At 67.0% G+C, this 12,093-nt stretch carries 10 protein-coding genes; 6 read left to right on the top strand and 4 right to left on the bottom strand.

Going from position 1 to position 12,093, the window contains the following annotated elements; genetic code table 11:
* Nucleotides 1-104: 104 nt before the first annotated feature.
* A complete protein-coding gene (locus LN047_RS04700; RefSeq protein ID WP_373981222.1) occupies nt 105-1,085 on the top strand; it encodes a LysR family transcriptional regulator in 981 nt (326 codons plus the stop codon).
* A 78-nt stretch (nt 1,086-1,163) separates the two neighbouring features.
* Here LN047_RS04700 and LN047_RS04695 read toward each other — a convergent pair whose 3' ends face one another.
* On the bottom strand, nt 1,164-2,156 hold the full coding sequence (locus LN047_RS04695; RefSeq protein WP_338618093.1) for a tripartite tricarboxylate transporter substrate binding protein BugE: 993 nt from the start codon (nt 2,154-2,156) through the stop codon (nt 1,164-1,166).
* Between the two features lie 161 nt (nt 2,157-2,317).
* Here LN047_RS04695 and LN047_RS04690 point away from each other — a divergent pair, with 161 nt between their 5' ends.
* A complete protein-coding gene (locus LN047_RS04690; protein ID WP_373981221.1) occupies nt 2,318-3,295 on the top strand; it encodes an AEC family transporter in 978 nt (325 codons plus the stop codon).
* Nucleotides 3,296-3,362: 67 nt separating this feature from the next.
* On the opposite strand, the gene fumC is transcribed toward LN047_RS04690, so the two are convergent.
* Nucleotides 3,363-4,760 carry a class II fumarate hydratase gene (fumC, locus tag LN047_RS04685; protein WP_056321003.1) on the bottom strand — a complete coding sequence of 466 codons (1,398 nt, stop codon included), beginning with the start codon at nt 4,758-4,760 and terminating at the stop codon, nt 3,363-3,365.
* Between the two features lie 161 nt (nt 4,761-4,921).
* Here fumC and tsaE point away from each other — a divergent pair, with 161 nt between their 5' ends.
* A complete protein-coding gene (gene tsaE / locus LN047_RS04680) occupies nt 4,922-5,461 on the top strand; it encodes a tRNA (adenosine(37)-N6)-threonylcarbamoyltransferase complex ATPase subunit type 1 TsaE (protein WP_081100995.1) in 540 nt (179 codons plus the stop codon).
* The gene (locus LN047_RS04675) at nt 5,389-6,771 is read left to right on the top strand and encodes an N-acetylmuramoyl-L-alanine amidase (protein WP_056320999.1); all 1,383 of its coding nucleotides are present in this window, start codon (nt 5,389-5,391) and stop codon (nt 6,769-6,771) included. Before tsaE ends, LN047_RS04675 begins: the two co-directional genes overlap by 73 nt.
* 96 nt (nt 6,772-6,867) lie before the next feature.
* Here the strand turns inward: LN047_RS04675 and LN047_RS04670 are convergent, their stop codons facing one another.
* Nucleotides 6,868-7,506 (bottom strand): VTT domain-containing protein, encoded by a 639-nt coding sequence (locus tag LN047_RS04670; RefSeq protein WP_128830008.1) that lies wholly within the window; start codon nt 7,504-7,506, stop codon nt 6,868-6,870.
* Between the two features lie 99 nt (nt 7,507-7,605).
* Between LN047_RS04670 and mutL the strand changes: the two genes are divergently transcribed.
* Together mutL and miaA are read left to right on the top strand one after the other, a co-directional pair.
* The gene (gene mutL, locus LN047_RS04665; protein ID WP_373981220.1) at nt 7,606-9,630 is read left to right on the top strand and encodes a DNA mismatch repair endonuclease MutL; all 2,025 of its coding nucleotides are present in this window, start codon (nt 7,606-7,608) and stop codon (nt 9,628-9,630) included.
* A 25-nt stretch (nt 9,631-9,655) separates the two neighbouring features.
* Nucleotides 9,656-10,591, top strand: coding sequence for a tRNA (adenosine(37)-N6)-dimethylallyltransferase MiaA (gene miaA / locus LN047_RS04660; RefSeq protein ID WP_373981219.1), 936 nt, complete (start codon nt 9,656-9,658; stop codon nt 10,589-10,591).
* 195 nt (nt 10,592-10,786) lie between these two features.
* Here miaA and purM read toward each other — a convergent pair whose 3' ends face one another.
* Nucleotides 10,787-11,836, bottom strand: coding sequence for a phosphoribosylformylglycinamidine cyclo-ligase (gene purM / locus LN047_RS04655; RefSeq protein WP_373981218.1), 1,050 nt, complete (start codon nt 11,834-11,836; stop codon nt 10,787-10,789).
* Nucleotides 11,837-12,093: the final 257 nt, after the last annotated feature.

Raw genomic sequence — 12,093 nt, 5'->3', positions numbered from 1 at the left:
CGTCCGGCAGGCGTCCATGATAGTCAAAGGCCCGCGCCGCTGCCCATGCGCGCCTTCCGGCTTAGAATCGCGGTTTACGGATCACCAGAGCCCCCGTTTGCGCCATGCGCCTGCGCCACATCGAGATATTCGAAGCGATCCGCCGCACCGGATCCCTGACCGAAGCTGCCGCCGCGCTGCACATTTCACAGCCCGCCGCCAGCAAGTTGCTGGCGCATGCCGAAAGCCAGCTTGGCTTCAAGCTGTTTGACCGGGTGAAGGGCCGGCTGGTCGCCACGCGCGAGGCAGAGATCCTGACGCCCGAGATCGCGCGGCTGAGCCAGGACCTGAGCAGTGTGCGCCGGCTGGCGTCCAACCTGCGCGACCGGCCCAACGGCCATCTGCGCCTGGGCTGCGCGCCCGCGCTGGGACTTGGCCTGCTGCCCGGCGTCGTGCGCGACAGCCGCGACGCGCAGCCCGGCATCACGTTCGATATCCACACGCATCACAGCGCCGAGCTGGTGCAGGGGCTGCTGACGCGCGAACTGGATCTGGCCATCACGTTCGACACCAACGACTATCCCGGCCTCACGCGCATGGGGCTGGGCCACACCGAGCTCGTGCACCTGAGCCGCCGCGCCGCGCAGGGTCCACTGCGATTGTCGGAGCTGTCGGAAGCGAGAGGCGTAGAAGCGTCGGGCGCCGCTGCGTCGGGCGCCGCGGCGTTGGGCGCCAGTGCGTCGGGTTCCCCCGCGGCAGCCGATACGCTGATCGTGCTGGACGCCAGCGACGCCTCCGGCGCATTGCTGCAACTGGCGCTGGACGCCCAGGGCCTGGCGCCGCAGGTCGCCATCCAGGTGCAGACGCATTACGTGGCGTGCGCGCTGGTGGACGCGGGATGCGGCGATGCCATCGTCGACGCCATCACCGCGCAAGCCATGCTGCGTCCCGGCATGACCCTGCGCCGCCTGGATCCCGCGCTGCGCGTGCCGATCAGCATCATGACGCGCAACCAGGATCCGCTTTCCGCCCTGCACCGCGACCTGATCGAGCGCCTGCGCGCCGCCTGCGCCGCACTGCTGGAAGGACTGGACGCGCGGGTCTGATAGCCACAAAGCACAACGGGCGCCCGAAGGCGCCCGCTGCAATATCGATCGGGGCAGATTCGCCTGCCCCGCGAAACATCAGTCCAGCTTGATGTTCTGCTTCTTCACCACGTCCTGGGCCCAGTTGAACTGCTCCTGGATTTCCTTGGCGAATTCTTCCGGCGTGTTGCCCGACGGCGCCGAGCCCTGCTCTTCCAGCGCCTTGATGACCTTCGGGTCCTTCAGGGCGACGACGGCGGCGTCACGCAGCTTGTTCACGATGTCCATCGGCGTGTCCTTGGGCGCCAGGAGGCCATACCAGACGGGCTGGTTCAGCACCGGGTAGCCCGCGTCCTTGAACGTCGGAACACCCTTCAGCGTGCCGATCTGCTCGGGCCAGGCGATGGCCATGGCGTTCAGCTTGCCGGCCTGGATCTGCGGCATCGACGACGGCAGGTTGTCGAACAGGATTTCGATCTGGCCGCCAACGGCATCGGCCAGCGCCGGACCCGAACCCTTGTAGGGCACGTGCACGATGTCGGTGCCGGTGGCCATCTTGAAGGATTCGCCCATCAGGTGCAGCACGCCGCACGTGCCCGAGCTGCCGTACGAGTACTTGCCCGGATTCTTCTTCAGTTCTTCGATGAAGCCCTTGAAGTCCTTGGCGGGGAACTTGGGGTTCACGGCCACGACGTTGGCGGTGTTGGCGAAGTTGGTGACCGGCTGGAAGTCCTTGATCGGATCGTACGGCAGGTCCTTCGGACGGCAAGCGGGATTCACGGCCATCGTGGAGACGGTGGCGATGGACAGCGTGTAGCCGTCGGCCGGCGCGCGCGCGGCTTCGGCCGCACCGATGGCGCCGCCCGCACCGCCCTTGTTCTCAACGACCATGGGCTGGCCGAGTTCCTGGCTCATGCGCTGCGTCACGAGACGCGCAATGATGTCGGTGGAACCGCCAGGCGCGAACGGAACGATCACGCGGATGGCCTTGCTGGGGTACTTGTCTGCGGCGTGCGCGACCGAAGCGCCCAACGTGCCGGCTGCGCCGGTAGCAAGGGCGATGGCCACGGCCAGAGAGCGGACCTTATTCATAGATGTGTTTCCTCCAAGAGTGCGAGCCCGTTTGTAGACGGCCCGTTGTGTGTTGTGTCCGCCTGTAGACGGAACAGCAGATAACGGTGCGGGCGCATTGCTTGTGCGCAGCGTGTCGGCGCTGCATTTATAGGTTGCTTGTGGCACAAGCGCCCGCCAGAATGTCGGAGAATAGCAGCAAACGCTTACACCCGCATAGCGCGCCGGCCACCGCCCGGCGCTCGGCAAAAACCTCTTCTCCCATGTCTGTTGCCCTCCTGGTTTTCCCCGATTTCATGCTGGTCGCGCTGGGTTGGGCGCTACGTCACAAGCTCGGTTTTTCACGCGAATTCTTCGCCGGAACGGAACGCCTCGTCTACTTCGTGCTGTTCCCTGCCTTGCTGTTCCAGGCGATCGTGCGCACGCCGATCACGGCGGGCAACGCGGCGCTGCTGCTGCAGGCTTCTGCCGCGGTCGTGGCCGCGGGCGTGGCGATGGCGTGGCTGGCGGGCCCGGTCCTGCGGCCCTCCTCCCTCGGGCTGGCCTCGTCGGCGCAATGCGGCTACCGCTTCAACACCTACATCGGCCTGGCCTTGTCGGCCAGTCTGGCGGGCACGCAGGGCCAGACCGTCATGGCGCTGATCGTCGGCTTTGCGGTGCCCATGGCCAACATCGCGGCCGTGTACGGCCTGGCGCGGCACAACGGCGGCAACCTGCTGCGGGAACTGGCGCGCAATCCGCTCGTGGTCTCCACGCTGCTGGGCCTGGCCTGCAATCTCGCGGGACTGCAACTGCCCGGCCCCGTCGACACCGTGCTGGCGCGGCTGGGCGCGGCGGCGATTGCGCTGGGCATCCTCTGCGTGGGAGCCAGCCTGGCATGGGAAGGCGGCAAGGGCTACGGATCGCTGATTGCCTGGATGCTGGCGGTCAAGCTCGTCGCGCTGCCCGCGGTCGCGCTGCTGGTGGCGCATCTGGTCGGCCTGCCGCCGCTGGAAGCACGCATGCTGCTGCTCTTCGCGGCGCTGCCGACGGCCTCGGCGGCGTACGTGCTGGCGATGCGCATGGGCGGCGATGGCCGCATGGTGGCCGTGCTGATCTCGCTGGGCACCTTGTTCTCGGCCGTCACGATCCCGATGTGGCTGCTGCTGGCCGGCGGCTGACCTTCCCCCCAAAAAAAATGGCCGCCCAGGCAAGGGCGGCCATCTCATGCGGGTGGCACAAGCCAGTTCAAGAGGGCTTGTGCGCGTTCGTCATCGAGCCCGGCACGACCCATTCGGCAAACTGCGCTTCGGTCACATAACCCAGCGCCAGCGCCGATTCCTTCAGCGACAGGCCTTCCTTGTGCGCCTTCTTGGCGATCTGCGCGGCCTTGTCGTAGCCAATGTGCGGATTCAGCGCGGTCACCAGCATCAGCGAACGGTCCACGAGTTCGGCAATGCGCTCGTGGTTGGGCTCGATGCCCGCGGCGCAATGCTTGTCGAAGCTGGCCATGCCGTCAGTCAAAAGGCGCACCGACTGCAGGAAGTTGTGGATCACCAGCGGCTTGTAGACGTTCAGCTCGAAGTTGCCGCTGGCGCCGCCGATGTTGATCGCCACGTCGTTGCCCAGGACCTGCGCGGCCAGCATCGTGATGGCCTCGCACTGCGTCGGGTTGACCTTGCCCGGCATGATCGAGCTGCCCGGCTCGTTCTCGGGGATGCTGATCTCGCCCAGGCCCGACCGCGGGCCGCTCGACAGCCAGCGCACGTCGTTGGCGATCTTCATGAGGCCGGCCGCCAGCGACTTCAGTGCGCCGTGGGCGAACAGCAGCGCTTCGTGCGAGGCCAGCGCCTGGAATTTGTTGGGCGCCGAGACGAACGCCGTGCCCGTGGCGTGGGCCAGATCGGCCGACACCTTCGCGCTGAATTGCGGGTGCGCGTTCAGGCCCGTGCCCACCGCCGTGCCGCCGATGGCCAGTTGGTGCAGGCCCGGCAGCGTGGCGCGGATCTGCTGCTCGGCCAGATCGAGCTGGGCCACGTAGCCCGAAAGTTCCTGACCCAGCGTCAGCGGGGTGGCGTCCTGCAGGTGGGTGCGGCCGATCTTGACGATGTCGTAGAACGCGGCGCTCTTTTCCGCCAGCGTGGCGCGCAGCGCCTTCAACGACGGCAGCAGGCGATGCTCGACCTCGACCGCGGCCGCCACGTGCATAGCGGTCGGGAACGTGTCGTTGGACGACTGCCCGCGGTTGACGTGATCGTTCGGGTGCACCTTGCGCGCTTCGCCGCGCTCGCCGCCCAGGAGTTCCGAGGCGCGGTTGGCCAGCACCTCGTTCATGTTCATGTTGCTCTGCGTGCCCGACCCGGTCTGCCAGACCGACAGCGGAAATTCGTTGGGCCACTTGCCAGCGATGACTTCGTCGGCGGCGCGCATGATCGCGTCAGCGATCTGCGCGTCCAGCTCACCCAGGTCGGCATTGACCTTGGCCGCCGAACGCTTTAGCCGCGCCATCGCATTGACCAGCGGCTCCGGCATCTTTTCGGTGGAGATGGCGAAGAAATGCAGCGAGCGCTGCGTCTGGGCTCCCCACAGATGGTCTTGCGGCACCTCGATGGGGCCAAAGGTGTCTTTTTCGATGCGGGTCTTCATGGCGCGTACAACTCCGTGGCGGCGTCAGTCGCGGGCGGCGGGACGCCGTCGGTCACGACATATTGAGAATAAATATCAGTTATAGGTTAGCAGAAACCCGCATTCCTATAATTGCTCCAAACTGTGCTCCGATCCTCGTTTTTTACCACTCGCCCCGCGCCATGTCCGCCCCCCTTGCCACCCTGACTTTGCACCTGCCCGACGAAGCCGCCACCGAGGCGCTGGCACGCCAGCTGGCGCCGATGGTCACGGGCGCCAAAACCGGCCTGCCAGGCGCGTGTATTCATCTCCAAGGTGACCTCGGCGCAGGAAAAACGGCCTTCTCCAGGGCATTGTTGCGTGAAAGCGGCATCACAGGCCGAATCAAGAGTCCAAGCTACGCCCTGCTTGAATCCTATAAACTTTCTAACTTATACTTCTATCACCTTGATTTTTATAGATTTAGTGATTCGCGCGAATGGTTGGACGCAGGATTTCGGGATTTACTGCGTGACGATGCGGTCGTTTTGATCGAATGGCCGGAGCGGGCAGAAGGCCTTTTGCCCCCGCCGGACCTGCTGATCTGCCTTGCCTATGCAGGCGACGGACGTGACGCCACCCTGACCGCGTACACCGCCCGAGGACAAACATGGTTGAACGCGATTGTCCCCCCGCCCCTGACGGCGCCCTCCCCTCGGCAGGCGCCACCCGCCGACGCCTGATCAGCGTCGCCGCCACGCTGCTCGTCCTGCCGGTCGTGCCGCGGCTGGCGCAGGCCGCCACGATCCTGGCCGTACGGACCTGGCCTGCCGACGAATACACCCGCGTCACGCTGGAACTGGACAGCGAACTCAAGGCTGAACAGTTCACGCTGGAAAATCCCCACCGTCTGGTGGTCGACATCGAGGGACTGACCCTCAGCGCGGCCTTGAACGACCTGGTCTCCAAGGTCCGGCCCGACGATCCCTACATCCAGAGCCTGCGCGTGGCGCAGAACCGCCCGAACGTCGTGCGGCTGGTGTTCGATCTGAAGCAGCCCGTGGCGCCGCAGGTGTTCACGCTCAAGCCCGTTGCCGACTACCAGTACCGGCTGGTGCTGGACCTGTACCCCAAGATTGCCCAGGATCCGCTGATCGCGATCCTGAACAAGTCCAGCGGTCCCGATGTGGACGATCCGCTGGCGCGCATCCTGGAAGACATCCAGCGCAACCCGGTGACCCGCGCGGATCCGCCCGAGCCGCCCCGCGTGCGCGGCCAGCAGCCGGCGCCCGCCCTGCCGACCCCGCCCAAGCCCCCCGCCACCGCCAGCCGCGGCAAGCCGCGCATGCTGACCATCGCGCTGGACCCCGGCCACGGCGGCGAAGACCCGGGCGCCATCGGCAAATCCGGCCTGCGCGAAAAAGACGTGGTGCTGCGCATTGCGCGGCGCCTGAAGTCGCTGATCGACAGCCAGCCGTACATGCGTGCTTATCTGACGCGGGACGACGATTACTTCGTCCCGCTGCACGTGCGCGTGCAGAAGGCGCGCCGTGTGCATGCGGACCTGTTCATCTCCATCCACGCGGACGCCTGGGTCAAGCCCTCCGCCAACGGCTCGTCGGTCTTTGCGCTGTCCCAGCGCGGCGCCACCAGCGCGCAGGCCCGGTGGATGGCCGACAAGGAAAACGCGGCCGACCTGATCGGCGGCGTCAACCTGGGCAGCCACGACCGCCAGGTCGCAAAGGTGCTGCTGGACTTGTCCACCACGGCCCAGATCAACGACTCGCTCAAGGTGGGCAACGCCTTCCTGGACGAGATCAAGAAGATCAACCGCCTGCACAAGAACAGCGTCGAACAGGCCGGCTTTGCCGTGCTGAAGGCGCCGGACATTCCGTCGGTGCTGGTCGAGACCGCCTTCATCAGCAATCCGCAGGAAGAAGCCCTGCTGCGCAGCGCAGGGCACCAGGACAAGCTGGCGCAGGCCATGATGACCGGCATCCAGCGCTACTTCACCGCCAACCCGCCGCTGGCGCGCCTGGGTGACGTGAGCTAGGTTTTACGCGCGTTCCCGGCCCTTTGGCTGGGCCCATGAAAAAAGGCTATGCACCCTTTGGCGCATAGCCTTTTTGTTTGGGCGCCGCGCGCCGTCCTAGTGCGCCCGGCGCGCGCGCACCAGCTTGACCAGGCCGGCCCCCACGACCGGCACGACGGCCGCCGCCAGGCCCACCAGGACGATGGTGTTCAGGTGATCGCGAATGATCGGGATATTGCCGAAGAAATAGCCCGCCGCGACCAGGCTGATCACCCACAGCAGCGCGCCCATGATGTTGAACATCTGGAAGCGCGCCATCGACATCTCGGCCACGCCCGCCACGAAGGGCGCAAAGGTGCGCACCACCGGGATGAAGCGCGACATGACGATCGTCTTGCCGCCGTGCTTTTCATAGAAGGCATGCGTGCGCATCAGCGCGCCGCGGTCCAGGAAGCGCAGGTTCATCGAGAACACCCGCGGTCCGATGTAGCGGCCGATCGCGTAGTTCAGCGAGTTGCCGGTCACGGCCGCCACGATGAGCAGCACCGACATCAGGATGGGGTCGATATGGCCCGTGGCGCCAAAGGCGCCGGCGATGAACAAGAGCGAGTCGCCCGGCAGGAAAGGCAGCACGACCAGTCCCGTCTCGGCAAAGACGATGAGAAACAGCACCAGGTACACCCACACGCCGTACTGCTCGACCCAGAGACCCAGCGTCTGGTCGATGTGGAGCACCATATTGAAAAACTCGAGCATTGAAGCGGCCCTGATATCCGATGTGAATTTGTCAGCGACTATAGCCCACCGGAGCATGACGCTAAAATCGTCCGCACTGCTACATAAGATCTGGGCCTCATGACCGAACGTCGTTCCATCCTTGCGCTTCCTGACCTGCTGATCAGCCAGATCGCCGCTGGCGAGGTCATCGAGCGCCCCGCGTCCGTGCTCAAGGAAATCCTTGAAAACGCGATCGACGCAGGCGGGCGCGCCATCGAGGTCCGTCTCGAAGGCGGCGGCATCCGGCGTATTGCGGTGACGGATGACGGCGGCGGCATCCCGCCCGAGGAACTGCCGCTGGCGCTGGCCCGCCACGCCACCAGCAAGATCCGCTCGCTGAACGAACTGGAATCCGTGGCATCCATGGGGTTTCGCGGCGAAGCCCTGGCCTCGATTGCGTCCGTGGCCCAGGTGTCCATCATTTCGCGCACCCGCGACGGCGACCATGCCTGGCAGATCGACGCGGGCAGCATGCAGGTCAGCCCCGCCTCCGGCCCGCCCGGCACCACCGTCGACGTGCGTCAGCTGTTCGACGCGGTGCCCGCGCGCCGCAAGTTCCTGCGCTCCGAAGCCACGGAATTCGGCCATTGCGTCGACGCCATGGAGCGCATCGCGCTGGCGCATCCGCAGATTGCCTTCCGCCTGTTCCACCACGACCGCGCACAACGCCAGTGGCTGCCGGCCGAACCGCCGCAGCGCATCCGCGACGTGCTGGGCGCCGAATTCGCCGAGCACGGCCTGCTGCTGTCGCATTCGGTCGGCACGGTCAGCCTGGCCGGCATGATCACCCGGCCGACCGCCGCCCGCGCCCGCGCCGACCGTCAGTACCTCTACGTGAACGGCCGCTACGTGCGGGACCGCACCGTCAGCCACGCGCTGCGCGCGGCCTACGCCGACGTGCTGCACGGCGACCGCCAGCCCGCTTATGTGCTGTTCCTGGACATCGATCCGGCCGCCGTGGACGTGAACGTCCACCCGGCCAAGCACGAAGTGCGTTTCCGCGACAGCGGCGCCGTGCACCGCTTCGTCTCGCACGCGGTCAGCCAGACGCTGGCGCAGACCGGCGGCTCGTCGGCCGTGGCGCCCGCGGCACAGGCCGATGACGGCGGATTCGAAACCGTCGCGCGACCGGCGGGCGACGCCGCCTCGTCCAACGCCGCCGCCCCCGCCTACCGCCCTGCGATGCCGGCCCCGGCCGAATCGCCGCGCCCGGGCTATGGGGGCATGAATGGCGGCAACGCAGGCAGCACCACAGGCAGCACAGCGGGCGGCGCGCATGCAGGTGCGCACCCCGGCTCTGGCAACGGCTCGGGCAACGGCGCCGCCTACGGGCTGCGCCCGTCGCCCGCCCCGCAGCGTCCGCATACCCAGGTGCCCTTCCGCCTGCACGCCGAACCGGCCGGCATTCCCGCCGCCGACTGGCAATCGCTCTACCGCCCGCTGACCGACGACACCGCCGCCCGGGCCGCGCCGCTGCGTGAACCGGCGCCGGCGCCCGCCGCGCTGCCCGCCGACGAAGAACACCCGTTGGGCATGGCGGTGGCGCAGCTGCACGGCGTGTACATCCTGGCGCAGAACCGCCGCGGCATGGTGCTGGTCGACATGCACGCCGCCCACGAGCGCGTGGTCTACGAACAGCTCAAGCAGGCCCTGGACGCGCGCAGCCTGCCGCGCCAGGACCTGCTGGTGCCCGTGGTGTTCCACGCCCAGGAAAAGGACGTGGCGCTGGTCGAGGAATTCGAGGAACAGTTGAACGACCTGGGCTTTGAGATGCGTCCTTCCGGCCCCACCTCGATCGCGGTCCGATCGGTGCCGGCCATCCTGGCCCGCGGGGACATCGAAACCCTGGCCCGCGCCGTGTTGCGCGATCTGGGCGCGGTGGGCGTCTCGCGCCTGTTGACCGAACAGCGCAACGAACTGCTCTCGACCATGGCCTGCCACGGCTCCGTGCGCGCCAACCGCAAGCTCACCCTCGAAGAAATGAACGGCCTGCTGCGCCAGATGGAATCGACGGAACGGGCCGACCAGTGCAACCACGGCCGTCCCACCTGGGTGCAATGGTCCATGTCCGACCTGGACAAGCTCTTCCTGCGTGGGCAATAGCTTGCCGGCGCCCCTCTCCCCGGTTTTGCCCCCGGTCATCTGCCTGGCGGGCCCCACCGCGGCCGGCAAGAGCGCCTCGACGCTGGCACTGGCCGAACGCTGGCCGCTCGAGATCGTCAACGTGGACTCGGCCACGATCTACCGCGGCATGGATATCGGCACCGCCAAGCCCTCTCTTGAAGAACAGGCCCGCGTTCCTCAGCACCTGCTCGACATCCTGGACCCGGCGCAGTCGTATTCGGCCGCGGAATTCCGCGCCGACGCGCTGCGCCTGATCGCCGGCATTCGCGCGCGCGGCCGCATCCCGCTGCTGGCGGGCGGCACGATGATGTACTACAAGGCGCTGCGCGACGGTCTGGACGACCTGCCGCAGGCCGATCCCGCGCTGCGCGCCGAACTGGAAGCGCGCGCCGCCCGGCTGGGCTGGCCCGCGCTGCACGCCGAGCTGGCGAAGCTGGACCCCGTCACGGCCGCGCGCCTGGCGCCCAACGACAGCCAGCGCATCCAGCGCGCACTCGAAATCTGCCAGCTTTCCGGCCAACCCATGTCGGCCCTGCTGCAACGCGCCCAGCGCAAGCCCGACGACGACGGCAACCGCTACGTGACGATCAGCCTGGAGCCCTCGGACCGCGCCGCCCTGCACGCCCGCATCGAACAGCGCTTTGACGCCATGCTGCGCCAGGGACTGCTGGAAGAGGTGCGCGGCCTGCACGCCCGCACCGACCTGCACCCGGGGCTGCCGTCCGTGCGCTGCGTGGGATACCGTCAGATGTGGGCGCACCTGGACGGCCAGATCGACCTGGACACCGCCCGCGAACAGGGCATCGCGGCGACGCGGCAACTGGCCAAGCGCCAGATCACCTGGCTGCGCGCGCAGCCCGATCGCGTCATCGTCGACTGCCTGGCCGCCGACGCGGTCGCGCAGACGATCGACGCCGTGGCGCTGGCGCTGGCGGACTGACGGGCTGTATTCAAAGGTGTCTGACACCCCGCATTCAAAGGTGTCTGACACCCCCTGAGACGGCATCGCAGGATGAAGTTGGTCTCGTCGGGGTGTCAGACACCTTCGAATGCCGCCCAGGCGCCCTCACGCGGCGCCAAAAAAAATGACCGCCATCACGGCGGTCATCTTCATTGCAGCGTGATCGCCGCGGCGTCACACCACGAAGGTCTGCGCCATGCCGGCTTCCTGGGGCACGATCTCGCCCAGCTTGCTGACGGTCTCGCCCTGGTCGCGCAGCGTGGCGGCAATGGCGTCGGCCTGGGCCGGATCCACCACCAGCACCATGCCGATGCCGCAGTTGAAGACGCGGTACATCTCGGTGTCCTCGACGCCGCCCTGCGCTTGCAGCCACTGGAACAGCTTGGGCATTTCCCAGGCGTCGCGGTGCAGCTTGGCGGCCAGGCCGTCCTGCAGGATGCGCGGCACGTTGTCCAGCAGGCCGCCGCCGGTGATGTGGGCCAGGCCCTTGATGTCGGTGCCGTGCTTGGCCAGGGCGGCCAGCACCTGCTTCACGTAGATGCGGGTCGGGGCCATGACCACGTCGACCATCTTCTGGCCGTGGAAATCGTCGTCGGGCTTGGCGCCGGCGCGTTCCAGGATCTTGCGCAGCAGCGAGTAGCCATTCGAGTGCGCGCCGCTGGAAGCCAGGCCCAGCACCACGTCGCCCGCCTTGATGGACTTGCCGTCGATGATCTTGGACTTTTCCACCGCGCCCACCGCGAAACCGGCCAGGTCGTATTCGCCGTCCGGGTACATGCCCGGCATTTCGGCGGTTTCGCCGCCGATCAGCGCGCAACCCGACAATTCGCAGCCCTTGGCAATGCCGCCCACCACTGCCGCCGCCGTGTCCACCGACAACTTGCCGCAACCGAAGTAATCCAGGAAGAACAGGGGTTCTGCGCCCTGCACCAGGATGTCGTTGACGCTCATGGCGACCAGGTCGATGCCCACCGTGTCGTGGCGGTTCCAGTCGAAGGCCAGGCGCAGCTTGGTGCCCACGCCGTCCGTGCCGGACACCAGCACGGGCTCCTTGTAGGTCTTGGGCACTTCGAACAGGCCGCCAAAGCCGCCGATACCGGCCAGCACCCCGGGGCGCATCGTGCGCGCGGCAAGGGGTTTGATTCGGTCGACCAGGGCGTCGCCTGCGTCGATGTCGACACCGGCGTCGCGGTAGGTCAGGGGGGCTTTAGGTTGGTTCGTCATGAGAAATGCCGTGGGGTATGTAACAATTGCTGGGATTTTGGTGGAACGCCCTGCATTTTACGATGACCCGGCCGCGGACAGGCGCTAAAGGGCGCAAACCCCCGCCAGGCCAAGCGTTCGGACGCGACACCATCGCCTCAGGTGGTTTAAAGTGTAGGGTTGGCCGGTATTGATTTTGCCAGTTTCTACATGGCCCTTGTATCACCGATTTTTCTTGGCTTTTTGCGGCGGCCCGGCCTGGACCTACCGGCGCCCCC

The sequence above is a fragment of the Achromobacter sp. JD417 genome (assembly GCF_041879325.1).
Lineage (GTDB): Bacteria > Pseudomonadota > Gammaproteobacteria > Burkholderiales > Burkholderiaceae_B > Achromobacter > Achromobacter mucicolens.
The sequence above is the reverse complement of the archived record's forward strand: the minus strand, read 5'-3'. Positions and strand labels throughout refer to the sequence as shown.